Origin of the sequence: Lysinibacillus sp. NPDC056185 (assembly GCF_047737915.1) — a bacterium.
Taxonomy (GTDB): domain Bacteria; phylum Bacillota; class Bacilli; order Bacillales_A; family Planococcaceae; genus Lysinibacillus.
In genome coordinates this window covers 1-24,562 of record NZ_JBLLLQ010000006.1, presented here as the reverse complement: position 1 = coordinate 24,562, position 24,562 = coordinate 1, and the positions used below count along the sequence as shown (strand labels likewise).

Here is a 24,562-nt window from a genome sequence, read left to right as displayed (position 1 = left end):
GGTTACATCATTAAAATTAAAGTTTTACGATGTTTGTAGCTTGAGGTCCACGTTGGCCTTCTTCTACTGAGAACTCAACTTTTTGACCTTCTTCAAGTGTTTTGAAACCGTCACCTTGGATAGCTGAGAAGTGAGCGAATACGTCATTTCCACCTTCTACTTCGATGAATCCAAAACCTTTTTCTGAGTTAAACCATTTTACTGTACCTTGTGCCATTTTGCATGACCTCCATTAATAATATTTAAGTAAAATCATTTTAATTCAAAAGAAAAAATCCACATATTACAAAAAGCATCAAACAAAACACGATTACTCTTTGTAATATGTGAATTTATTGTTCTCTTGAAAACGATTTTATTATACTTAATATATAAGAAAAAATCACATTTGTCTAGTGCAAAAGAAGATTTTCTAAAATTTAGTTTCTTATTTGCCCGCTTTGTTACAAAAATAAGTTCAACTATGAGGTATATTTAATCCTTTTTAGATCAATGTAATCCTTTAGCGACGGATGTTTTTTGTGCGAAAGCGTAGCGGCAGCAACGTGTTCTGTCTGTGAGAAAGCGTAGCGTTCAGTAACAGCACGAGGTTGGTCACGAAGGTTTATCACAGGACGTGATGGTTTTAGCCTTCGTACCTCTATTGCTAATCCCCAAGGAGTCGCTCAGACTTCACTCCAATCAACCACTTCACGTTGCATTTATCGTATCTTCTGAAATGCCACCCTTATTTATAGTGCTAAAAGAAGTTTAAAGTGTTTCATATATAACTTGTCCCATTTGAGTGACGTCATAATCTCCTAGTGCGACTACTTCTGATTGGAAATCTGGTGAATTTAAAATCTCTTTTACCGATTCAACTAGCAGTTGGTTTTCGGGTGTTTTTAATAGGACAATATCATAACGTTCTCTAATAAGTGGTATAAAGTCAACCTCTATGAGTTTTGATATTTTTTCAATACCTATTCCAATGTCTGCATGCCCTTTTGCGACAGCAGAAGCTACATCTATATGGCTCATTTCTTCTTCGTTATACCCTTCAATTGAGGATGGAGATATGTGATGAATACGTAACTGTTCATCTAGGAAAGTACGAGCACCTGAGCCTTTTTCACGATTCATCAATTTTAGTGATTTAGTCTTAAAATCATCCATTGATTGAATTTGCAATGGGTTTCCTTTTTGAACATAAAAACCTGCACGGCGTGAAATTAGATTGAGAAGAATATAAGAGTGACTTACAAAAATCTTTTTCAAATAAGGTGTATTATATTCCTCTGTATCACCATCGTACAAATGTAAACTCGCAATATCACAATCCCCGTTATACAACGCCATAACACCATTAAAGCTACCTTCATGCGAGCGCAACACTTTATTAGATTGTTTTTTCTCTATATATTTCCCTAATAAGTCTAAGGCTAAATCTTGGCCGCTAATAATAATCTTTTTATTTTTTGTCGAAGGAGAAGTCGAGGCAGTAGATGCAGCAGGAGTTGCTCCTGTCTTGTTCTTTTGTATATATAATTGTAAATCGGTTTTATCCACACGCATTTGTCGACCTACACGAAAAATGGGTAAATCACCCTTTTTCACTAAATCGTAGATCGTTAATTTTGATACCTTTAATAATTGAGCCACCTCTTCAATCGTATAGGAATGTTCATGTGACATGTAAAAAATCTCCCCTTCTGCTTCTATGATTCTATAGTAACTTAATTATAATATTTTTGAACCATCACCAAAACGTGTGGTTGATTTCCATTCCGACTGGGCGCTTTGTAGCTGCCGCTTTGCTTTCGCTACAGAAAACAATTGTTGCTGTCGCTTCGCTTTCGCACAGAGCAAAGCTTCCTGGGGGCGTCCGATGAGCCGCTTGGGCCAACACGATGTTGGTCACGAAGGCGTTATCACAGGACGTGATGGTTTTAGCCTTCGTTCCTCAAATTGCTAGTCCCCAAGGAGTCGCCCAGCCTCCACTCCAATCAACTTATTTACATAGTATACGTTTAACAAAACTCATCTACAACTTTTGGTGATGAACCATATTTTTTACATCTTGAAAGTTTCTAGCGATTTGGTATTTCTTTTTTAGACATAACTAATTATAATTAGTTATGTCTTGTTATAACGAGTTATAAAAGGAGTATAATCAAAGTGAAAAAGTATTATAGTTTAATAGCTTCATTGGTACTACTGATCGGTATTTTAGCAGGTTGTGGTAGCCAAGGGAGCAACAACAAAACAAACGAGTCTGTTGAATTAACAATTTCCGCAGCAGCTAGTTTACAAGATTCATTAGAAGAACTTCAAAAAGCCTATCAAAATGAACACGATAATATTAAAATCACATTTAACTTTGGTGGCTCTGGTGCTTTACAACAACAAATTTTAGAAGGTGCTCCTGTAGATCTTTTCTTTTCAGCAGCAGAAGATAAGTTTGATGAGTTAGTACAAAAAGGTTTAATCGACAAAAAACAAGGAACGGATCTTTTAGCGAACGAATTAGTATTAATCGTTCCTAAGAAAAATGAAAAACAGATTCAATCATTTGAAGACTTATCGAAAGTTGATAAGATTGCCATTGGTACACCTGAAACGGTACCTGCTGGTAAGTACGGTATAGAGACATTGAAAAACATGAACCTTTGGGAAAATGCAGAATCAAGAGTAGTCTATACAAAAGACGTACGACAAGTTCTTACTTATACAGAAACTGAAAATGTTGATGCAGGTTTGGTTTATAAAACAGATGCCCTTGTGTCAGAAAAAGTCAATGTCGTTGCTACAGCAAAAAAAGATACACATACGCCTATTATTTATCCTGTAGGTGTTATCAAAGATAGTAAGCATGCGAAAGAAGCGGAAGATTTTTATCACTATTTACAAAGTGATCAAGCGATGAAAGTATTTAAAAAATACGGCTTTCAAGGAACTCATTAATAGATGAGTACTGATTTCTGGTCACCTCTTAAGCTTTCTATTGAGATAGCGCTTGTGTCAGGAATAATTGTGATAGTAGCAGGTATTCTATTTGGTAAATGGATGGCAAAACGCAATTTCAAAGGAAAATTATTTCTAGAAACAGTGTTACTTTTACCATTAGTATTACCTCCTACTGTAATAGGATTTCTTCTCATTATTATTTTTGGCAAAAACAGTGTACTAGGTAACTTGATTACATGGCTTTTTAACCAACCCGTTATGTTCACTTGGTGGGCTGCAGTCATTGCCTCTACTGTTGTTGCATTTCCTTTAATGTATCAATCAGCTAAAACTGGCTTTGAATCTGTTGATGTGGACATTGAGAACGCTGCACGTGTTGATGGTGCTAACGAATGGCATGTCTTTTTCTTTATTTCTATCCCTCTTGCATTAAAATCAATTGTCTCAGGTGGAATTTTAAGTTTCACACGAGCTTTAGGTGAATTTGGTGCAACCTTAATGTTTGCCGGAAACCTTCCAGGCAAAACGCAAACTACGCCACTTGCTATTTATATGGCGATTGGTTCAGGTAACATGTCGCTCGCTTGGTCATGGGTGATTTGTATGATAGGTATTTCCTTTCTTATGCTTCTGAGCGTTCATCTCATTAAGGCATAAGGTGAAACGGTCTTCCCCCTGCTTTTACAGGGTAAATATAGTAAAAGATGTAGTCGGTGCAAAGTAAACTGTACCAACTACATCTTTTCTTTTTATCCTCCACTAATGGGTGGAATAAAGGCGATTGTATCCCCTTCTTTTACAACCGTTGTATCTGTTGCAAATTCCTCATTTACTGCTGTCATAACATGTTGTAAATTAACTTGTGGATATTGTATTTCCATCCATTCTTTAATTTGTCCAATTGTTCGGTCTGACAGGTCAACACATAATTTTGACTCTCCGATTACTTCTTGTAAGTGAGCAAATAGTAATATGTTAATCACAAGATTCCTCCTCACTGATTGATGGATTTCCTTTTGGATAGGGGACATTTTCTAATTGATCACCAATCCATTCAGTGCCATCTTCCCAATACTCTTTTTTCCAAATAGGCACAATTTGTTTAATACGGTCAATCGCAAATTCATTGGCTTCATAGGCTATTTTACGATGTGGTGATGAAACCGCAATGACAACGGCAATATCCGAAATTCCCAAATGACCAACACGATGTGTAATGGCTACTTTCGCTTCCGGCCATCGCTCTTGAATTTCTTTAGATATTTGTTCGAACATTTTAATAGCCATAGATGGATAGGCCTGATATTCCAAATGTAGTGTTTTCTTGCCTTTCGTCATTTCACGTACTGTTCCGATGAAAACAGTGATTGCACCAGCATTTCGATCTGTTACTTTTTGTCTAACTTCTTCAACATCAATTGGTTTATCAATGATTTCAAACAACGATGTAGTCATGATTTTCTCCTCATTTCCTGCATAAGAAATTCCATATATTGTGCTTTTTCTTGAATTGAAAAAGTCGGATAATCTAACGGTTTACTAAGTGGATATGCCGGCCAATAAAGAACACAGACAATATTGCCTACCTTTTCTAGCAAGGATTCATCTTCCGCCTGTCGCAAAAGAACCACCTTCGGATAGTCTTCATTTTTATAGCCTTCAATGAAAATAAGATCCATATTAAATGTTTCATAAATAGCTAGTATATCAGCAAGCTGAAAGTTACTTTGGTGAATGCTCATGCGCAAAGTACCTTCTCCCTCAACTGCTGTCACACTTGCGCCAGCCTTCTCATGACGAACACTATCTTTTGAACTTTCTATCATAGGGATACCACCATGTCCATGATGCTTGATTGTTCCTACACGAAAGCCTTCTGTAGTGGCTTGTGTAATGAGTTGTTCCATTAACGTTGTCTTCCCACTATTTTGATAGCCTACGATTTGTAAGATTTTTCGATGTTGCCCCATGGCCACTCACTTCCCTGCAAATCTTCTAACAATAAAACAACAACTTGCATTCCTTTTTCGTATCCACGTGATCCACCTGGTAATACAATAAAAGAATTGGCTTCTGCTAAGGAAGAAACGGCACTAGATTTATCGAACCCAGAAGGAACTGCAACTAATTGACCGTTTTCGTAAGAAGCATTCGCACGTACAAAACGGGTAAACGGATTCGGTTTTTTAAAGTCCGCATTTAAAACAGCCTGCTCTCTACGTAAATGTGGTTGCTTATTACCAAAAGCTGAACGAATAATAGGTCGTGTAAATAATTCAAAACCAACATAGCAAGCTGATGGATTACCTGAAAGTCCAAATAATAATTGACCATTTCGAGCCGCAACAGTTGTTACACTACCTGGTCGCATTGCTACTTTATTAAAAAGTACTTGTGCGTCAATGGCTTCATAAATGGCAGGTAAGTAATCGTAATCACCTACTGATACTCCTCCAGTTGTAATCAATATGTCTACTTCCTGAAGAGCTTTTTCAACAGCTTGAATACATAAATTTAGATCATCGCTAAACTTACCAAAATATTTGACGGTTGCCCCAGCACGTTCAATTTGAGCCATTATCATATATGCATTGCTATTACGAATTTTTCCTGGCTGCAAAGCATCACTCGGTTCAAGTAATTCACTTCCTGTTGCAATTACGCCAACGATTGGTTTTCGAAAAACAGGTACTTGATCATAACCAAAAGTAGCAAGTAATGCGACAACACCTGGATTGATGTATTGTCCTTTTTCCATAAGAATTGCACCTTTTTGAACGTCCTCTCCCTTATAGGAAATATTTGTTCCTGTTTCATAAGAGCGTTTAATCGACATATAGGATTGATTGTCTTCTTCAAATGTGTGCGTTAATTCTAACATAACGACTGCATCACATCCGTTAGGGATAGGCGCTCCTGTCATAATACGCACCGCTTCTCGTTCACCGACTTCTCTCTCATATACATAGCCCGCACCAATTTCCCCCACTACTTTAAAGGTTACTGGATTGTCTGAACTTGCCTCTTGACTATCGACCGAGCGAATAGCATAACCATCATAAGGTGAGCGATCAAAAGCTGGTACATCTTGATCTGCAGCAACATCTTCTGCTAAAAATCGTCCATGTGCTTGCTGTAATGAAATGACCTCTATTTTTCCTTGGAAGGCAAACTCCATGACACGTTGAACAGCTTCTCCAACAGCAATTGGTTTTCTTTTTTCTAACATTTTAGAACACTCCTTTATCCGAATAAACGATAATAAATGGTTTTAGCTTTTTGTATATCTTGTACACCGTGAATGACAACTCGTCCATCTTGGAAAATCACTAGACGATAATCTTCTGCTTGGCAAGATAGTAAATAGGGATTTTGTTGAATATCACCATAGGGACTAAGTTGAACAGCGAGCTGATCAAAATTATAGTGAATCGGTTTTGCTGGACGTATTTGAATAGCATCGCGACCACATAGTACATTTAACTTTGTTTGATTTTCATATGATAAATACGGATAGGTCGGATTTTTGCCACAGGATGGACAGTCATGATTGCGAATTTTTTCTACGTTTATTTCATAGTGTTGGTTTTGCCAAACATCAAAAGTTAAATAACTTTTTCGTAATGCTTCTTCATCGCCTACTAAAAACTTTAATACCTCAGCTACTTGATAAGCTGCGACGATTTGAACAGTCGGACTTATAATTCCTACTGTATCGCATGTCATCCCTGTATTAGGCATCGCTGCTAGCAAACAATGTAAGCAAGGTGTTTTACCTGGCACAATCGTATAAGTAGCGCCATAACTACCAACACAAGAACCATAAACCCAAGGAATTTGATATTTTTGTGCAAGATCGTTCATCATAAAGCGAATATCGAAGTTGTCCGTTGCATCCAGCATAATATCTACATCTGCAAGTAGTGGGATTATTTGCTCTGTACACGCATCAAAAATATATTCGTTAATTTCTACCTCTGCGTTAATGCTTTGTAGTCGTTTTTTTGCAGCGATTACTTTAGGAACTTTTTCTTGCGCATCTCGTTCGGTATATAGTTGTTGTCTTTGTAAATTACTCCACTCTACATAATCACGATCAATAATCGTCAATTTTCCGACGCCTGCCCTTACAAGAGCCTCTGCGCTAGCACTGCCTAAAGCACCAACTCCTATCATCAGGACATGCTTTTCTTTTAGTAGTAGCTGCCCGTTTTCTCCGATTGGGCTGAATAATTGTTGTCTAGAATATCTATTATGCATAAACGTTTTTGCCTTTCTTTCTATGAATTTTAGTTTGACCTTTTAATATATAGCTTTATAATAAAAGCAATGTTTTTCAGCAAAAACAAAAATCAACTCTTTAAAAGGAGGTCTTTTACCTTGCATCCCACACATAGTGAACTTCCTATACGAGCTACCATTTTAACAGTAAGCGACACACGCACGAAGGCGGATGATCGTGGTGGTCAGTGTATTCAATCATTACTTCAAGAAGCTTCATTTGAATTAGTAGACTACCAAATGTCAAAAGATGAACCTCTTGAAATCTCAAACCATGTACAAAAATGGTGCGATGATCAAACCATTAATACCATTATCGTAACAGGAGGAACAGGATTTACACCGAGAGACCAAACTTATGACACGATTCTCCCTCTTTTCGAAAAAGAAATGATGGGATTTGGTGAATTATTCCGAACACTCAGCTATGAAGAAATAGGCCCAAAAGCCATGTTTAGTCGTGCAACAGCGGGTAGTCGCGATAAAACAGCTATTTATGTACTACCAGGTTCCACTAATGCCGTGACACTTGCCATGACAAAACTTATTCTTCCTACTGTGCAACATTTTGTCGGTGAGTTGAATCGCATATGAAAACGGCTGGTGTTGTCTTAGCTGGCGGCCAATCTTCACGGTATGGTCAACCGAAAATGTTTGAATTATTTGCTGGTCTACCTTTATATAAGCACAGTCTCATAGCCTTACAAAAAAATCAACTACAGCCTTTAATTATTGCTACAAATGCTAGCTTGCAATCAAAGTTTGTAGAAGAAAATGTCCAATGGATCATTGAAAAACAACCTCATCAAGGACCTCTGTTTGCCTTGCATAATATAATGACAAATTTTCCAGAAGTAGAGTGGTTTTTCGTAATAGCAAGTGATATGCCTTTTATTAATGCAGAATTTGTCCAAACTATGCTCACATTTATCGATGATGGTTATGATGCGATTATTCCTAAACAAGCTTCAAGATTACAACCTCTTGCTGCTTTATATCGACGCAGTGCTTTGCCAATAGCACAGCACTTAGTCCAACAAAACAAGCGAAGTATGAAAGTCTTGTTAGAGCAACTTCAAGTATGTTATGTCCCATTTGAAGAAGAAAGCTCAACATTTATCAATATCAATTCTCAACAAGATTGGCAACAAACATTTGAAAGGAAGTCTAATAATAATGAGTAATTTTACACACTGGAATGAAGAAGGTCGCCCCAAAATGGTCGACATTTCAGATAAAACAATCACAAACCGTACAGCGATCGCGCGTAGTACAATCACGTTATCCGATGAAGTCTATCAAGCTATCCAACAGGGAGGCATTAAAAAAGGCGACCCTACGCAAGTGGCACAAATTGCTGGGATTATGGGTGCTAAAAAAACGGCTGATATTATCCCTATGTGCCATCCCATTATGTTACAAGGAACAGATCTGCAATTTGAATATACAAAAGCAGAGGATGGTTATGAACTACACATTCAAGCTACAGTAAAATGTAATGGTAAAACAGGCGTCGAAATGGAAGCACTAACTGCTGTATCCATTGCTGCACTAACTTTTTACGATATGTGTAAAGCTGTCGACAAATCTATGGTCATTAAAGAAACATACCTCGTTCAAAAAACGGGTGGAAAAAGTGGCGACTTTGTGCATAAATAAACAGAAAAAATCCGGCATTATTTTGCCGATTTTTTTCTGTCTTTTAACAAAAGTCACCAGCAACTAATACCACTCTATTTCGTCTACCCACCGATATGTGACATTTCAATTTTTGAGTTTTTCCTTTTTTCCATTGTCTGTTCATTTCGTTCATCGGAATAGCGATCTTCTCTATTTTCCCAAACATTCGAAATGCATTGGGTGATGGTTTCATCATCTTCCCCAGACCTTAACAAATCTCGTAGATTCGTTCCCTCTGTTGCAAATAAACACGTATATAATGTGCCTTCTGCCGAAATACGAGCACGCGAACAAGTGGAGCAGAAAGAATCTGTTACAGACGATATCACGCCAATTTCACCCTGAGCATCCTCATATTGATAACGCGTAGCCACTTCCCCTTTATAATTAGGGTCAACAGGATGCAAAGGGGCAAATTGGTTGACCTGGTCTATGATTTGTTTCTTCGACACAACCTCATCCAGTCGCCAACCATTCGAATTACCGACATCCATATATTCAATAAAGCGCAGAATATGCTGTTTCTCTTTAAAATACTCTGACATTGAAATGATATCTTGCTCATTTTTTCCTTTTTGAACGACCATATTGATCTTCACTTGTAAACCCGCTTCTGCCGCTTTTTCTATACCTTCTAATACCGTTTTCACTTTTCCTCGATGGCCATTCATCTCGAAAAAACGTTCTTCATTTAGAGAATCTAGGCTAACAGCTACTCGTGATAAACCTGCTCTTGCCAATTCATTGGCATATTTTTTCAACAATGTGCCATTGGTCGTTAAGGCAATATCTTCTACTCCATCTATGCGATGTATACGTTCAATTAATGTCGGCAGATCACGACGTAGTAAAGGCTCACCACCAGTAATGCGTACTTTTTTCACACCTAATGAAACGAAAATCTTTACTAATCGCTCGATTTCTTCAAAACTCAATATTTTATCGGACGGTAAAAAAGCATAATCTGGACCAAATACTTCTGCAGGCATGCAATATTGACAACGAAAATTACAACGGTCTGTCACGGATATCCTTAAGTCTCTTAATGGTCTGTGTAGTTGGTCTTGTAGACTAGTAATTTTAATCTCTTCCTTTCATTTTGATCAATTTCTAGGTAAGTGAATACGTTCTTTGTGTGTATAAATATTAAGTGTATTTTGACGAATAAAACCTACCGTCGTAATACCGAGTTGCTCTGCCAATTGCAATGCTAGTTCTGTTGGAGCCGATTTGGACAGCACAATTTCACAGCCAATTTTCGATACTTTAAGTAAAATTTCAGATGAAATCCTTCCGCTAAATACGATAATTTTGTCCTGAATGCTAATTTTGTTTTTTAGGCAATAACCATAAATTTTATCTAAGGCATTATGGCGTCCAATATCCATTCTACTTAATAAAACACCATTCGCATCACATAACGCTGCATTATGAACACCACCAGTTTGCTTGAATGTTTCGGCCAAATCTTGCATATCGCGCATTAAACGAAAACAATCATCTGTTGTAATACGCACATGAATGCCTTCCATTTTTTTAGCTACTAATGCATCATTAGCAAAAACAAAACCTTGGCGGCTCATGCCACAACAAGAAGTAATGTAACGTTTATTTTGAATTTGTTGAAAGTAAGGATTCACACGCTTTGTTTTAACATGCACAAAACCTTCTTTTTCTTGGTGCCAAATGGCTTCAATATCTTCGTAATCGCGAATAATTCGTTCAGAAGCCAAGTATCCAATAACCATATCTTCTACATACTCTGGTGTGCAAACCATCGTCACGAATTCTTGCTCATTAATCTTCACTGTGACTGCATATTCTGTGACAACGGTATCTTCTATTTCTTTGATTTGATTACCTTCAACACGTATTATTTCTCTAGTTACTGAGCGTTCCATATGGCATCCCCTTTATTCACTAATATTATCTTCAAAAACAAAGACAGAAATAGCAAAATCTTCTTCAATTTTGATATCTGAAAATAAATGGAGTAACTTAGTGCCCATCAATTCTTCCATGCCTTCTGGAGGTGATTTAGTATACAAATCTTGAATCATTCTTGTACGTGCAGCATGAACCATTTTTAACCCTTCAGGCGTACTCGCAATAAATTTTTCTGTCGGTGTGATATTACCATATAAAGTTGAGACAGCCATGTTCTCTACGAAAACAGTATGAATACGCTCTGGTCCTTTTCCAAATATATCTTTGCGTAGTTTTCGAATAATGTCGTTGAACTCATGCACTTTTTTTGACATTTTAACGATTCTCCCAACGTAATTAATCTTTTTTTCCTATGTTCATGGGGGTTACCCTTACAGTTTGTTAATAATATAGCAACTTAAATAAAAATTAAAGAGAAAATATCCAATGATAATTATTATCAGTTAATAAATTTTATTATAATTATTGTCCATTTTGGCTGAAAAGGCTATAATAATTGGTATTACATATGGAATGAAAGTATTTTGATTCCTATGTCATGGTTTCATACAAATAAGTTTGAACTATAGGCATGGTGGTTTTAATATTTATATTCTATAGTTATATTGAATAAAAAATAAAAGTTGATTGAATTTTTAGCAAGGCCTGTTAAGAATTTTATCCACCATGAATAAATAGCATGTTAGTACATGCCTTTTCATGGTGGATTTTTTTATTTTTGAGCAATATCAACATCGACAACTAATAATTAATGTTTCTTCATCTATGTTGGTGTAGAAATTGGACAAATTGGGAAATGACATTATAACAAGACAATTTTTTAAAAGTAACAAGACAATCAAAATAAAACTCGTAACTCTATTCCCGATTTATCCTAAGTATTAACCTGTTGTCAAATAAGTCTCAAAGAGCAAAAGGAGGAAAATACTTTGACTACAATTAAAATTAATGGCCAACCGTATGATGTAGCAGAGGGAGCTACAATACTTGATACCATTAATCAAAATGGCATCGCCCATCCACAAATTTGTCATGTACCATCTGTTGATCCTATCGAAACTTGTGATACATGTATCGTCGAAGTGAATGGACAATTAGTTCGCTCTTGTTCAACAAAAGCAGTAAACGGCATGGATATCCAACTTACTTCTGATAAAGCGAAAGCTGCACAAACAGAGGCGATGGACCGTCTACTAGAAAATCATTTACTGTACTGTACTGTTTGTGATAATAACAACGGAAATTGTACATTACACAACACAGCAGAATTAATGGAAATCGAACATCAAAAATATCCGTATCAACCAAAAGTCGAACCACACGAAGTAGATATGTCGCACCCGTTTTATCGATATGATCCAAACCAATGTATCGCATGTGGACAATGTGTAGAGGTTTGCCAAAACCTACAAGTTAATGAAACATTATCTCTTGACTGGGAAGCTGAAAGACCAAAAGTAGTTTGGGATGAAGGCGTTGCCATTAACGATTCTTCATGTGTAGGCTGTGGGCAATGTGTTACCGTTTGTCCATGTAACGCATTAATGGAAAAATCAATGCTTGGTGAAGCTGGCTTTATGACTGGGCTTAAACAAGAAACATTAGATCCGATGATTAGTTTAATTAAGGAAGTCGAGCCTGGCTATAGCGGTATCTTTGCTGTTTCTGAAGTCGAGGCTGCTATGCGTAGTAAACGTACGAAGAAAACAAAAACAGTTTGTACTTTCTGTGGTGTAGGTTGTTCGTTTGAAGTTTGGACAAAAGATCGCAAAATTTTAAAAGTACAACCTTCTGAAGGTCCTGTAAATGCTATTTCTACTTGTGTAAAAGGAAAATTCGGCTGGGACTTCATCAACTCTGAAGAACGAATTACAAAACCATTAATTCGTAAAAATGATGCATTTGTTGAATCTTCATGGGATGAAGCTCTTGACTTAATTGCTACTAAACTAGGTGGTATTCAAAAAGAATATGGCTCTGGTTCTGTCGGCTTTATTTCTTCTTCAAAAATTACAAACGAAGAAAACTACTTAATTCAAAAAATGGCACGTCAATTATTCGAAACAAACGATGTCGATAACTGTTCACGCTATTGTCAATCTCCAGCTACAGATGGCCTACTACGCACAGTTGGTATAGGTGGCGACGCTGGAACGATCAAAGATATCGCAAAAGCTGGCCTTGTTATTATTGTTGGGGCAAACCCTGCAGAAGGTCACCCTGTTTTAGCTACTCGTGTAAAACGTGCCCATAAGTTACACGGTCAAAAATTAATTGTTTCCGACATTCGTAAACATGAAATGGCTGAGCGTTCTGATATTTTCATGCGTCCAAAGCAAGGTACAGACCAAGTATGGTTAATGGCTGTTACAAAATACATGATCGATCAAGGTTGGCATGATGAAGCCTTCATTAAAGAGAACGTGCACTTCTTTGATGATTTTAAAGATGTACTTGAAACATACACACTAGAATATGCAGAAAAAGAAACGGGCATTTCAAAAGAAACGTTGATAAATGTTGCTGAAATGATTCGTGATGCTGACGGTACATGTGTACTTTGGGGTATGGGTGTTACACAAAATACAGGTGGCTCATATACATCAGCTGCAATTTCTAACCTACTTCTAGCTACTGGTAACTATCGTCGCCCAGGTGCAGGTGCCTACCCTCTTCGTGGTCACAACAATGTTCAAGGTGCTTGTGATATGGGTACACTACCAAATCTATTACCAGGTAATCAAAAAGTAATAGACGACGAAGCACGTAAGAAATTTGAAGAAGCATATGGTGTGAAAATCAAACCTGAACCAGGTCGTACGAATATGGCAATGTTAGATGCGATCATGGAAGGTAAAATGAAAGCGATGTATTTAGTTGGGGAAGATATGGCACTTGTAGATTGCGATGCTAACCATGTAGATAAAGTACTTTCACAACTAGACTTCTTTGTTGTACAAGATTGCTTCCTTTCACGTACAGCACAATATGCGGATGTTATTTTACCAGCAGCACCTTCTCTTGAAAAAGAAGGTACTTTCACGAATACAGAGCGTCGTGTACAACGACTATATCAAGTATTACCAACACTTGGTGAATCAAAAGCTGATTGGGAAATCCTTCAATTAGTAGCACGTCGCCTAGGTGCTGACTGGAATTACAGTCACCCAAGTGAAATCTTTGCTGAAATGGCTAGTCTTGCTCCATTCTTCTCGCAAGCGAACTATGATGTATTAGAAAATTGGGGTAGCTTCTGTTGGGGTAGCAATGATGGTAAAGACACACCTTTACTATATGAGGATGGCTTTAACTTCCCTGACAAAAAAGCTCGCTTTGCTTTAAATGATTGGATCAGACCGGTTGAATATGAAGCGCAATATGATTGCCATATTAACAACGGTCGTATGCTTGAACACTTCCATGAAGGTAATATGACAAATAAATCAAAAGGTATTCAATCCAAAGTACCTGAAATTTTTGTTGAAGTATCACCAGAACTAGCAAAAGAACGCGGCATTGAAGATGGAGCTCTTCTTCGTTTAGTGTCTCCTCAGGGCGCATTAAAATTAAATGCCCTAGTAACAGATCGTGTACAAGGAAATGAACTTTTCTTACCTATGAACTCTGTTAGCAAAGATTCAGCGATTAATTTCTTAACGGGGCCAGCTGGAGACATCAATACATCGACACCGGCGTACAAACAAACAAAAGTACGCGTAGAAGTATTGAAACAAAAAGGAAAATCTCCACTTCCTAGAACAAACCCGCGTTATAAAAAACGTCATCCACAAAATGGTGTTGAGGTACAACGTAAATGGAATCGTCCTGGTTACGTTCACTTAACAACTAACGAAAGGGAGTGATTTCATGGCTGCACCAATTACGACAATTCAAAAAACGCAAGTAACAGAAGAGCAACTAAAAGAAGAAAAGTTAGAGAATTTAAAGCAACTTCTTTCTGAGAATGAAGAAATGGTGAATCAGGTCTTTACGATCATGGCAGAATTAAATGATATTGGAGCGCTAGAGGCAGCTACGAAACTACTTGAAGCAAAAGAGGATGTTGCACATATCGCTCTTGGTCAATTAACGCGTAAGCCTGTGACGAATATCATCAACAACTTAATGGGTGTTGCAGGAGCATTAACCGAATTGAATCCAGAAACAACAACAAAGCTTGTTGAAGGCTTAAATACCGGCTTAGATGAAGCGAACAAAGCCGTTGAATCGGATGAAAAAGTTAGCGCCTTTAAGTTATTCAAAATGTTAAAAGATCCTGATGTTAATCGTGCTGTAAACTTTGGCGTTCACTTCTTAAAAGGGCTTGGCAAAGGCCTAAAATAGGAAGGTGGTTTCTAATATGCTAACGAACGAACACATTTTAAAATCTTTGCAGAAAATCGATGACCCAGAGCTTCATAAAAGCATCGTTGACTTGAATATGGTACGCAATATTCAAGTCAACGGTACGGATATCTCACTTGATATTATCTTGACTATTCAAGGATGTCCTCTGAAAGCCAAAATCCAACAAGATGTTGAAGAAGCGTTGAAAGCAATCGGCGCATCAAATGTCTCCATTACATTTGGTTCTATGACAGATGACGAACGTCGTAGTTTAACAGCTTCTTTAAAATCAGAAAAAGTTACGGATAAAGGTATGCCTAAAATGCTTCTACCCGATTCTGGTGTCAAATTTATAGCAGTTACTAGTGGTAAAGGTGGCGTCGGTAAATCTACCGTGACGATTAACTTAGCAGTAGCTCTTGCCCGTCTCGGTAAACGTGTAGGTATTTTAGATGCCGACATATATGGATTCAGTATTCCTGCCATGATGAAGATTCAACAAAAGCCAACAATGATTGACCAAACAGCTATACCAGTAATAAGTCATGGTGTAAAAATCATGTCGATGGGCTTTTTCACAAACGAAAACCAACCTGTTATGTGGCGTGGCCCAATGCTCAACAAATGGATTCGTAATTTCCTTGTTAATACACATTGGGACGAATTAGATTATCTCCTTATAGATTTACCACCTGGTACAGGAGATGTAGCCATTGATATGGCAGCAATGATTCCACAAGCACAAGAAATTATTGTAACAACACCACACCTTGCAGCTTCTCATGTTGCTTCTCGTGCGGGTCTGATGGCCCAACATACGAACCACACGATTCTTGGTGTTGTTGAAAACATGGCTTACTTTGAAAATTCAAATGGTGAAAAGAACTATCTATTCGGTCAAGGTGGCGCAGAAAAATTAGCAGATGAGCTTCAGACAAGTATCATCGCTCAAATTCCATTTGCGCAACCTGAGGAAAATACAGGTTCTTCCGTTTATGACGAAGACTCCATTATCGGTGAGGTATTTACCCACCTTGCAGAAGATATGATGTATCAATAAAGTGAAACTTTCATCAGTGGGCGGGTTTCTTCATCCCCCTACTTACCCATCAGGCTTTTGCAGGCAGTTAATCTCTCGCCTAAGAGCATGATAAAACACAAAAATCCTTGTCTCACGTTTAACACGAGACAAGGATTTTTTAATGGAGCCATGTTCAAACTTGAAACACTTCCCTATATGTAATTCAATAACCAGCCTTTTTTAAAACCTGCATAAAATAAAAACGGTACGTATTTGTAACAAAAGAATCCAAAGGCAGCCCAACATTTAATTGATACTTTGTAAAAATAAAATAAAAACGCTTATCCCATTTTAACCGTAATAATTCCCCAGCATCTTCACCGTATTTCTCCGTAAATTCCTCAATTAAAGGTTCAATCATATAGTAGCAATAGTCTTTTAAGTTTGCGAGGGCCTCTATATCTTTCTCCTTTTGAAAACGTGTAATCCAATCTTCTAGTTGTTCATTCATGTTAAAATCCATCTCTCTTTATTGAGTTTCTTCCTATTATATTATAACTCTTTTTATAGGTTTTCGCTTCTCTCATTTTTGAGACATTCAGGCTGGTATCATTGACTATTCTAATTTACGAGCCCTTTATTATATTCAATCCACTTTTCCATTTCTCTCTCTACTGCTCGATTTTGCCATTCAAACCAAATACCTGAACATTCACTACAGTGACTATCTACTCCACTTTTATTATGCATATCTTTACGTGTAAATACAGTTTTTTTACGACAGCTGTAGCAGTAAATTTCTAACTCTTTATCAAATTCCATAACGATCAACTCCAACATTTTTACACCTATTTCTTTCCTTTTTTTATACAAATTATTCTAATTTACAAAAGAATTTTTACGGAGAGAGAATGGCATTAAAATTGGTGCACGAATAAAAATGATTTTACGTGCAAAATCATTAGGTTTTAGTCTAGATGAAATTATTGCCCTATTTGAATTGTATGACATGGATCTAAGTGAAAAATCTCAAAATGAAGAAGGCATTAAACTAACCTATCAACATCTAGAGAAAATTAGTGAATTAATACAAGTGCTACACGAAGCTGAAACTGAAAATAGGTACGAAGATTAACTATGCCTTGACATATCATCTGCAAAAGAGTTCATTTGTTACAAATTAAATTCTAATCAAATTTTTCTTTGTATTTCCTTAAATAGAATTTGTGTAGAAACTTTTCATTTTCTCCACTTTTCTATCGTATTCTCAGAAAAAGGAAAGCGCCTCAAATCCCTGATATCAAAGGATTTGAAGCGCTTTTCAGTTGGTTCAAAACTTATTCTATCTGAACCCTTAGACGTCCCAGGAGGGATTCGAACCCCCGACCGACGGCTTAGAAGGCCGTTGCTCTATCCTGCTGAGCTACTGAGACAACTACGTTTCTACGAACTTAGGGATTCGGTCAAATTACGTTTTTAGACCGAAACTATCTTTGAACCAATGATAACATTAAACAAGTCTATTGCAAAGCTCAGTTCGTTTCGTTAGCAACTTCAATTCGTGTGGTTGATACAGGTAGCCTATATTTTAGAAGATACCTTACCTAATTATCGGAAAACACCCTCTACCTTCTTTTCACAATAAGCACCCCAAAGAGTTCATAGCATCACTACAGAATGAAATCCAACCACACATAGGAAGGCTCACAGACGTTCCTACAGCCCATCAGATGGCTTATGTAGCTTACATGACTTTCAACTTAATGTTGTCATTTAATCTTGTATCAAGACTAATCTCAAATTAAAAAGCGAGATATACTAAATGTTTATCCCGCTTCTGCTACTCTTATTTTATTGCTTTCTTAACACTTGAGCTTCCTCTGTACGCCCATTGGAACTCAATTGTCCAATTTGTTCAGTCGGCTTCACAGGAACGCTCACAAACCATTCTTTGACCTTACTCTTGCCTTCTGCCATACTCACATCTGCTCACTCAATAGGAGAACGCAAATTTATTGATAATTCTTATTTTCTCGAAATCACTAAGAATTATTTCTCCATGAATAGAGCCACGTGATAGTTCAAGTACTTTTTCTTCATATGCCATAGAAAGCCCTATATCCTTAACTCCCTCAATTTCGCTCAATACTACTTCAATAGAATTAGGTGTAGGTTCATCATAGATTAATTTTTCAGGTATCTTACCATTAATAATAAATATATCTCTTTCTTGCTGTACATATCTTAAGCCAAAATAATACGGTTTATCACCTTCCTCATCAAGCTCAAATGCTAAATCTTTTACAGCAAATTGCACCATTGAATCAGTTGATTTTAAAAAGTACCATACAACATCTAATAACTCTAAACATCGCTCATATGAAGGTGGTTTTTCGTCATTATGTTCTATACCATTTCTAATTGTTAACAAACGTTTCATTAAGAACGGTCTAACAACACCAAAAACTTCTAGTATCTCCATATAGCCCTTAGGTTTATTATTTATTTTTATGAACTTAAAACCATAAATTTCTTCAATTAACTTCAATCGATGATTCAAAGCTCTTTTCAAATTAGTTATCCCATCAGCTAAATGAAACTCCGATTCATTGTTCTCAATTTGGCTTTTTGCATGTTCCCAAATTTCATATGCTCTTTCGCCCTTCTCTTTTTCAAGGACTACACTACTATCAGAATAGCTTTCCCAATTAAGTATTTCATTACTAATCCATTTACGCTGTTTGAACACCAATTTACCACCCCCAAAAATTTTTACCTATTAATTATCGTATTATTGAAATAGGAACTTATAGAGTACACGTTACAAAATTTAGCCCACAGCATAGTCAAGCCTACAGGAAACTTCCTATTCCACTAAAAAAACAGGTATGGATAAATTTACTAAATCATGAATGATTTCCAACTTCATACCTCATGTATCTCACAATAAAGTCGTTCAGGAAGCTCTTCCCAAAAGCTCTGTAACGCTTCCTTATACTTAATGAAATCTGAATCACTCACGTTCAATACTTGCTCATTAAGCACTGTTCTATGAATTTTCAATAAGTTATTCTCAGTTATTTCAGATTTAAATAAATCAGGTCTTAGGACTTCTAATTCTGTTGCAGAACCACCATCACCATGTTTAATAACATTAGCTAACAATCTCAATTCATTTATATCTGACCATCTCTTCATTTTCTCTAGGTCTTGTCCAAAATCTGCAAACTCTTCTTTTATAGCATTTATTCCACGTGTACAATAGTTTTTAAAATCAATTTCTTGACCTTTCTCATTACATAGAGTTACTCCTGAATGTGTAATTTCATCATATAAAAACTTCCTTACTTGTTGTTCCCAAAACTGATACATTGTAGAAATCCACATCAACTGATTATTGTACTTAACCAAAGAAACAGCTTCATAATATTCCAAGCCTTTTTCAAACGCAAAATCTGCAAAATCAGCTTCATCATGTATATCAGGGTCGAAGTACTGTCCTAACTCTTCATAATGACTTTGCGCCATCTCATTAGCTTCTTCTTCCAAGTTATTAAAAACTAAAGCAACTTTATTAAAGTAAACATCAATGTAATAATCATAAGGTTTTTGAAACCTTTCACGCAACTTTTGATATAAGTACAACTGTGCTTTTACCACCATCTCCACCTACTTTTTACATAATCAAAAAGAGAGCCTGTTTCAGCTCTCTCAGTCTTTATTCATTAGCAACCCACCACCAAAGTTAACTTATGGAGAGTTCACCCTCACTCAAAAATTTCACTTGGCTAGCGTGTTGGATACGAGCGTTAATTCTCTCGAACATATTCTAAACGCCTCATGTGGATACGCTTATATGGTCTTACCTTAACAGCTTTATGTACCATGCTACACCTCCTAATTATTTAAGGCGGTGAGTTACTCCTACTTTACAATTTTATGGTAAATAATACTTTTTGATATTGCATAGTATTATTAACTACTATTTCTATTCAGTGAACTGTATATTTGTGTTTGGAGCTTTGTATAAAAAAATGAGTTTACTCCCCTGAATGATAAATGATTACCCCTAAAATCTTCTCCCAAAAATCAGAGTAAGCCATATCAAAAATTAATCCTTCGTATTCTTCATTAAACCGTACTTCTAATTCTTCTGTTAGGTTAGTGTCTAAGAATTTTTTTAACTCCTGTATAGCAATCTTTGCTGTGTGTATCTGAGGATGAATTTCATTTGGTTGCCATCCATCATCCCATACAACAAATCCTCTATTTTCAAGAATTTTTAATTCATCATTGGCAGACGGTGAATATAAACCTCTTTCATCACTTTTTCTATTGTCATATCTAAATGATTGAAATAATACACTTGGTAACACTTTAGGGAGTTTTCTCAAAGTAGAGCTAACTTTTCTCACTAACTCAGTAAACATTTCCCAATCTTCCATATTCGAATATTCATATGCTTTAACCTCCTCTTTGTCTTTCATATCTCTTAAGGCTTCATTTTCTTTTCTTAGCTGCTCACTCTCTTTTTCCGCCTCGTCATATGCTTCTTTGAATTGTTTTAACTCTTTTCTCAATTGAGTTACTAGTGCTTCAGAAATCACTTCCCTGCTCTCCATCTCAACTTTAAACGGCTCTAATACTTCATTGTAAAATGCCTTAGCTCTTGTGTTAAATCTAGGGAAATTAACTTTCCCAACATTTTTATCTACCATTGTCTGAGCTAATCTAGCTAAATCTTGTTCAGAGTTTAGTGTCAAACTTTGCATCCAAGAACGAAAAGGTGTTTCTTGTAAAGCACTATGGTTTAGCGGCGGAAGAATTATAGGTACTAACGCCTTTTGATTAACCCAAGTAGCTCCTAATTCACATAAACAAAACTGACTTCCCAAAAAATTAGGTGTAATCAATGGTAATACTAAATTTGCTTCATCCATACCTACTCTAATACTTTCAATCCAATCTTCACCATACTTAAGTTCTTCATCAGATGTTAGAAAAAAATTTTCTCTTTGTAAATTGAACTGAGTTTGAAGTAAATCCATAAGCTTTATTGCTAAATCGCCATCTCTAGTAGAATGGCTAATAAAAATCATAGTCAAAATAAATCATCTCCCTAAAAATATTCCATTTAAAGTATAACTTACCATAACAATTTATGTACATAACAAAAAAAGGATATAAACATTAGGTTTATATCCCTTCTTTTCTGAAGGTTACTCTTATGCAAATTGCTATCCAAGTATAAAATCTTCCATAATACTGTTAATTTCATCATCAGTGATTCCAATACACTTCAATTTCACAAATTTGCTCTCGTATCGCTTCATTTTCCTTTTGGTGTGCGTGTAGCAGGTAGCTTTGATTCTTCATTCATCATCTTCAAAATATCGCTAACTACGCCCCCCTAAGCCTTGCCATGTAACACTTGAAATGGCTCTGTGACACGCTTCTGACCTTCACTGACCAATGTATCAACTCAACCTCTAAGGACAAGCTATGAGCTCGCTATGCACCTCTAACAAGCCATTTGTCACGTTCATGACTGCTAATGACAGCTCAATAAAATCAATGTTTTATCTGTTATTTAGGAATAGTCATGAAGCGGTCAAAACCCTTATAAATCAATACTTTTAGCGCTATTTAGATTCTTCAAATTCACCGATAATCTTATAGAATGAGTTCTTTTTCAGCCCCAATTTCTCCATGAATTGTACACCTGTAATTTCTTTGGTTTTCCAAGCTTGATAATTCGCTTCAAGGTCTGCTCTTTGTTGTTTTGATAAAGTCGATAAGTTTAATTGTGGTCTACCTAAGTGCTTCCCCTGTGCTTTAGCAACAGCAATTCCTTCGGCTTGTCGCTTCAACAACTTCTTACGCTCTTGTTCAGCTACATAAGCTAGTAAGGAAAGGAATTGGTCTTCCATTAGTTTTCCCATATCACCCATTGATTTGAACTTGCGACTATCGAACAGCTCTTTATTTTCCAAAATGACAATATCAGCGTTTAACTTACGAGTTATAAATTGCCATTCTGTTTTTATTTCATCATAGTTCCGACCTAGTCGGTCTAAAGCATCAAGATAAATTAGGTCACCTTCTCGAATGACACTTTTAAGTGCTTGATACTGTGGTCTGTCAAAATCTTTACCGCTTGCTTTGTCGATGAATATGTCACGTTCATCTACTCCCAATTCAACCATCTTAATATCTTGACGGTCTGTGTTCTGCCCTTTGTCACTTACTCGTACATAGCCAAATGTTTTTGTGTTTGTCATGTTAGTTCCTCATTTCCGTTTGTAAAGATTATACTTTTATCATAAACGTTTATAAAAATAAAACAATACCTTTACAAACTATTTTTCACTCATTTACAGATAGTTTCTAAAGGTATGCCTTTGTAAACACTAATTGTCCGTACCTCTCGTTGAAGATGCTAGTTTTCTTAGAATATCTCGATACAATTCCATTGCTCTATGCTATTAGCTCAACTTCCTCTATACATCGCTACCTTTTCTTTTGTTATCCCAACGGAGAAACCAATACAAGTTAATCTGTGATTCATTAGGATAGGTTAATAAGTTAATTAATAACAGTTTAAAAACTTTTATGTTGCACAGAATAAAAAGGGAATAATTAATAGAACTACAAACCTAAAAGATGTATAATTTATCTATATTGGATTATAAAGGAGAATACCAGATGCTGAGTAACCCCGCCTTAAACCTGTATCACTTAGTAGAAAAAACCTACAGACAATCTTACCCAAATAATAGCTACAAGACTTCCTGGAGTATAACTTTCGAACTTACAGAAGACTTAAACTCTCCTGCAAACAATAAAATAGCACTTATAGAATCTATTAATTCCATGCTTAAACTTTATGTTGACACAAAAAAACTAATCGAGCAGAATAGCAGATTAAATACGGAAAGAAATAAAAAATATCTAAATATCATTGGAGATGCAATATCAAAAATAGACATCGATGGTGATATGTCTCATTTCTTTGACACATTGAATGAAGAAAGACTAGAAGCATTCTCATTCTTAGCGGAATCGATAGGCTATCATTACGAATTAAATGAGGCAACAATCAATTCAGAAGAAGTTGACAAGTTAATCGCAGAAGTTGACGACCTAATAACAGCAATCGATGAATCAAATTTACCTGATGATGCAAAATTTATTTTAGTTCAAAACTTACACAATATTCGCGAATCCCTTTTTATATGCAAATACTCAGGAGTAGATGCACTAAAACCTGCACTTGAACAATCTCTTGGCTCTTTATATTTAAACCACCAGCAGTTAGAGCCAATTTCTAACGAGGAAAATTTCTCTCGTTTCTTCCAAGTATTAGAACGTGTTAATACTCTCTGTTCTGTAGGTATTGCTGTTAAAGAATTAGCTTTACCGTTCTTCGGTAACTTAATAAAGTAATTACATAAACCAAGAGCTTATGTGTGTGAGTAACTCATATACAAAAGTCCTTATATTATGCTTTCGCAAAAATCACAAGTACGCTTCTATGAGCTTATATCGCTCCTAGTTCTAAAAGACTGAATGTTGCCTTGCTTCAACCTGTTCTAGCCATAAAAGATTTGGTTCGGCATCGGTCAGCAATGACTTTGCTAAACATGACAAAACAACTCCTCACAATATTCCAAAAACATATCAGCTAAAGGCTCTCTAAGCTTCAAAGCAGTTGCCTTTAGTTGCTCCTTCCCGTTAGCAGGATTCTATTGTAGCTTAATAATGGTCAGCAAAACCGTTACCAATAGATTGTAACCAAACGGTATCGAACTCACTCTCGCTGACACCATTGTTCCTCTATTAAAAATCTGGATTCACTCACACGCTTTACATGACGATACACTCACCCTTATGTTCCACTATTTGGATGACTATTTAATTTGAGGATTGTATAAGAATATTTCCATGAATCGCTGCGCTTTATTGCTGATTAGTTTTCTAAGTTACTTTGACCTTATCGTATCGTGCATGTAACACGGTTAAACAATTGTTGCACAATTCCACTTTTCAATCAGTCATTATTCTACTATGTTATAATTTCAATATAGGAATAATTTACAATCATCTTAAAAAAGGTATTATTTGGAGCTGATTTTCATTATAATTTAATTCAAATTAATCATGTGAGTTTTCAGTGAAAGAAGGAGATATTGATGAGGAAATCGATAATGGATAAAACAATTTATTCGGATAAAGTAATTGTTGTAGGTGGATGTATGACAATCTATGGCGTTATTGCAAGTGTTGTACTTGGCTGCTTATTTAATATATTTCCCCTTAATACTATAGATAATATTAATA

Annotated in this window: 27 protein-coding genes and 1 tRNA gene; 10 read left to right on the top strand and 18 right to left on the bottom strand. The window is 36.2% G+C overall.

Going from position 1 to position 24,562, the window contains the following annotated elements:
• Window positions 1–16: 16 nt before the first annotated feature.
• Together ACMZ42_RS07975 and ACMZ42_RS07970 are read right to left on the bottom strand one after the other, a co-directional pair.
• Window positions 17–217, bottom strand: a complete 201-nt coding sequence (locus ACMZ42_RS07975; protein WP_049667605.1) for a cold-shock protein — start codon at window positions 215–217, stop codon at window positions 17–19.
• A gap of 533 nt (window positions 218–750) precedes the next feature.
• A complete protein-coding gene (locus ACMZ42_RS07970) occupies window positions 751–1,674 on the bottom strand; it encodes a substrate-binding domain-containing protein (protein ID WP_370075479.1) in 924 nt (307 codons plus the stop codon).
• Window positions 1,675–2,157: 483 nt separating this feature from the next.
• On the opposite strand from ACMZ42_RS07970, the gene modA reads away from it, so the two are divergent.
• Both modA and modB read left to right on the top strand, forming a co-directional pair.
• Window positions 2,158–2,943, top strand: a complete 786-nt coding sequence (modA, locus tag ACMZ42_RS07965; RefSeq protein WP_415731104.1) for a molybdate ABC transporter substrate-binding protein — start codon at window positions 2,158–2,160, stop codon at window positions 2,941–2,943.
• 3 nt (window positions 2,944–2,946) lie between these two features.
• Window positions 2,947–3,603 carry a molybdate ABC transporter permease subunit gene (gene modB / locus ACMZ42_RS07960; protein ID WP_370075483.1) on the top strand — a complete coding sequence of 219 codons (657 nt, stop codon included), beginning with the start codon at window positions 2,947–2,949 and terminating at the stop codon, window positions 3,601–3,603.
• Window positions 3,604–3,695: 92 nt separating this feature from the next.
• Here the strand turns inward: modB and moaD are convergent, their stop codons facing one another.
• The 5 genes from moaD to ACMZ42_RS07935 are packed head-to-tail and all read right to left on the bottom strand — an operon-like array spanning window position 3,696 to window position 7,206.
• Window positions 3,696–3,929, bottom strand: coding sequence for a molybdopterin converting factor subunit 1 (gene moaD, locus ACMZ42_RS07955; RefSeq protein ID WP_370075485.1), 234 nt, complete (start codon window positions 3,927–3,929; stop codon window positions 3,696–3,698).
• Window positions 3,922–4,401 (bottom strand): molybdenum cofactor biosynthesis protein MoaE, encoded by a 480-nt coding sequence (locus ACMZ42_RS07950; RefSeq protein WP_370075487.1) that lies wholly within the window; start codon window positions 4,399–4,401, stop codon window positions 3,922–3,924. Before ACMZ42_RS07950 ends, moaD begins: the two co-directional genes overlap by 8 nt.
• Window positions 4,398–4,916: a molybdopterin-guanine dinucleotide biosynthesis protein B gene (gene mobB / locus ACMZ42_RS07945; protein ID WP_415731103.1), complete on the bottom strand. Its 519-nt coding sequence runs from the start codon at window positions 4,914–4,916 to the stop codon at window positions 4,398–4,400. The genes ACMZ42_RS07950 and mobB overlap by 4 nt, the downstream gene beginning before the upstream one ends.
• The gene (gene glp / locus ACMZ42_RS07940; RefSeq protein ID WP_415731102.1) at window positions 4,883–6,175 is read right to left on the bottom strand and encodes a gephyrin-like molybdotransferase Glp; all 1,293 of its coding nucleotides are present in this window, start codon (window positions 6,173–6,175) and stop codon (window positions 4,883–4,885) included. The genes mobB and glp overlap by 34 nt, the downstream gene beginning before the upstream one ends.
• A 14-nt stretch (window positions 6,176–6,189) precedes the next feature.
• Window positions 6,190–7,206 carry a thiazole biosynthesis adenylyltransferase ThiF gene (locus tag ACMZ42_RS07935; protein WP_415731101.1) on the bottom strand — a complete coding sequence of 339 codons (1,017 nt, stop codon included), beginning with the start codon at window positions 7,204–7,206 and terminating at the stop codon, window positions 6,190–6,192.
• Window positions 7,207–7,326: 120 nt separating this feature from the next.
• Here ACMZ42_RS07935 and ACMZ42_RS07930 point away from each other — a divergent pair, with 120 nt between their 5' ends.
• Genes ACMZ42_RS07930 through moaC form a run of 3 tightly spaced genes read left to right on the top strand, consistent with a single transcriptional unit; the run spans window position 7,327 to window position 8,886 of the window.
• Entirely contained in the window at window positions 7,327–7,821 is a 495-nt protein-coding gene (locus tag ACMZ42_RS07930; protein WP_415731100.1) for a MogA/MoaB family molybdenum cofactor biosynthesis protein, read from the top strand.
• On the top strand, window positions 7,818–8,411 hold the full coding sequence (locus tag ACMZ42_RS07925) for a molybdenum cofactor guanylyltransferase (RefSeq protein WP_415731099.1): 594 nt from the start codon (window positions 7,818–7,820) through the stop codon (window positions 8,409–8,411). Before ACMZ42_RS07930 ends, ACMZ42_RS07925 begins: the two co-directional genes overlap by 4 nt.
• Window positions 8,404–8,886 carry a cyclic pyranopterin monophosphate synthase MoaC gene (gene moaC / locus ACMZ42_RS07920; protein WP_370075498.1) on the top strand — a complete coding sequence of 161 codons (483 nt, stop codon included), beginning with the start codon at window positions 8,404–8,406 and terminating at the stop codon, window positions 8,884–8,886. Before ACMZ42_RS07925 ends, moaC begins: the two co-directional genes overlap by 8 nt.
• An 83-nt stretch (window positions 8,887–8,969) precedes the next feature.
• Here moaC and moaA read toward each other — a convergent pair whose 3' ends face one another.
• Genes moaA through ACMZ42_RS07905 form a run of 3 tightly spaced genes read right to left on the bottom strand, consistent with a single transcriptional unit; the run spans window position 8,970 to window position 11,168 of the window.
• Window positions 8,970–9,992 (bottom strand): GTP 3',8-cyclase MoaA, encoded by a 1,023-nt coding sequence (moaA, locus tag ACMZ42_RS07915; protein WP_415731219.1) that lies wholly within the window; start codon window positions 9,990–9,992, stop codon window positions 8,970–8,972.
• Window positions 9,993–10,010: 18 nt separating this feature from the next.
• Complete coding sequence (gene fdhD, locus ACMZ42_RS07910) at window positions 10,011–10,808, bottom strand: formate dehydrogenase accessory sulfurtransferase FdhD (RefSeq protein WP_415731098.1); 798 nt, start codon at window positions 10,806–10,808, stop codon at window positions 10,011–10,013.
• 12 nt (window positions 10,809–10,820) lie between these two features.
• Complete coding sequence (locus tag ACMZ42_RS07905) at window positions 10,821–11,168, bottom strand: DUF2294 domain-containing protein (protein ID WP_049667590.1); 348 nt, start codon at window positions 11,166–11,168, stop codon at window positions 10,821–10,823.
• 615 nt (window positions 11,169–11,783) lie between these two features.
• On the opposite strand from ACMZ42_RS07905, the gene fdhF reads away from it, so the two are divergent.
• The 3 genes from fdhF to ACMZ42_RS07890 are packed head-to-tail and all read left to right on the top strand — an operon-like array spanning window position 11,784 to window position 16,261.
• Window positions 11,784–14,717: a formate dehydrogenase subunit alpha gene (gene fdhF / locus ACMZ42_RS07900; RefSeq protein WP_415731097.1), complete on the top strand. Its 2,934-nt coding sequence runs from the start codon at window positions 11,784–11,786 to the stop codon at window positions 14,715–14,717.
• A gap of 4 nt (window positions 14,718–14,721) precedes the next feature.
• Window positions 14,722–15,198 carry a DUF1641 domain-containing protein gene (locus ACMZ42_RS07895; protein WP_415731096.1) on the top strand — a complete coding sequence of 159 codons (477 nt, stop codon included), beginning with the start codon at window positions 14,722–14,724 and terminating at the stop codon, window positions 15,196–15,198.
• A gap of 16 nt (window positions 15,199–15,214) precedes the next feature.
• Window positions 15,215–16,261: an Mrp/NBP35 family ATP-binding protein gene (locus ACMZ42_RS07890; RefSeq protein ID WP_415731095.1), complete on the top strand. Its 1,047-nt coding sequence runs from the start codon at window positions 15,215–15,217 to the stop codon at window positions 16,259–16,261.
• 184 nt (window positions 16,262–16,445) lie between these two features.
• Here ACMZ42_RS07890 and ACMZ42_RS07885 read toward each other — a convergent pair whose 3' ends face one another.
• Window positions 16,446–16,733 carry a hypothetical protein gene (locus ACMZ42_RS07885; RefSeq protein WP_370075507.1) on the bottom strand — a complete coding sequence of 96 codons (288 nt, stop codon included), beginning with the start codon at window positions 16,731–16,733 and terminating at the stop codon, window positions 16,446–16,448.
• A gap of 110 nt (window positions 16,734–16,843) precedes the next feature.
• Window positions 16,844–17,044, bottom strand: a complete 201-nt coding sequence (locus ACMZ42_RS07880) for a hypothetical protein (RefSeq protein WP_370041634.1) — start codon at window positions 17,042–17,044, stop codon at window positions 16,844–16,846.
• A gap of 118 nt (window positions 17,045–17,162) precedes the next feature.
• On the opposite strand from ACMZ42_RS07880, the gene ACMZ42_RS07875 reads away from it, so the two are divergent.
• On the top strand, window positions 17,163–17,357 hold the full coding sequence (locus tag ACMZ42_RS07875) for a MerR family DNA-binding protein (protein WP_415731094.1): 195 nt from the start codon (window positions 17,163–17,165) through the stop codon (window positions 17,355–17,357).
• Window positions 17,358–17,581: 224 nt separating this feature from the next.
• Here ACMZ42_RS07875 and ACMZ42_RS07870 read toward each other — a convergent pair.
• The 6 genes from ACMZ42_RS07870 to ACMZ42_RS07845 form a co-directional block, all read right to left on the bottom strand.
• Window positions 17,582–17,655 (bottom strand) — tRNA-Arg (locus ACMZ42_RS07870).
• 418 nt (window positions 17,656–18,073) lie between these two features.
• A complete protein-coding gene (locus ACMZ42_RS07865) occupies window positions 18,074–18,199 on the bottom strand; it encodes a hypothetical protein (protein WP_375199675.1) in 126 nt (41 codons plus the stop codon).
• Window positions 18,200–18,215: 16 nt separating this feature from the next.
• Window positions 18,216–18,971, bottom strand: a complete 756-nt coding sequence (locus ACMZ42_RS07860) for a hypothetical protein (RefSeq protein WP_375199676.1) — start codon at window positions 18,969–18,971, stop codon at window positions 18,216–18,218.
• A 176-nt stretch (window positions 18,972–19,147) separates the two neighbouring features.
• Window positions 19,148–19,885 carry a hypothetical protein gene (locus ACMZ42_RS07855; protein WP_415731093.1) on the bottom strand — a complete coding sequence of 246 codons (738 nt, stop codon included), beginning with the start codon at window positions 19,883–19,885 and terminating at the stop codon, window positions 19,148–19,150.
• 377 nt (window positions 19,886–20,262) lie between these two features.
• Window positions 20,263–21,321 (bottom strand): TIR domain-containing protein, encoded by a 1,059-nt coding sequence (locus ACMZ42_RS07850; protein WP_415731218.1) that lies wholly within the window; start codon window positions 21,319–21,321, stop codon window positions 20,263–20,265.
• Window positions 21,322–21,864: 543 nt separating this feature from the next.
• On the bottom strand, window positions 21,865–22,503 hold the full coding sequence (locus ACMZ42_RS07845; RefSeq protein ID WP_415731092.1) for a recombinase family protein: 639 nt from the start codon (window positions 22,501–22,503) through the stop codon (window positions 21,865–21,867).
• A 424-nt stretch (window positions 22,504–22,927) separates the two neighbouring features.
• Here ACMZ42_RS07845 and ACMZ42_RS07840 point away from each other — a divergent pair, with 424 nt between their 5' ends.
• Entirely contained in the window at window positions 22,928–23,668 is a 741-nt protein-coding gene (locus tag ACMZ42_RS07840) for a hypothetical protein (protein WP_415731091.1), read from the top strand.
• Window positions 23,669–24,562 lie beyond the last annotated feature (894 nt).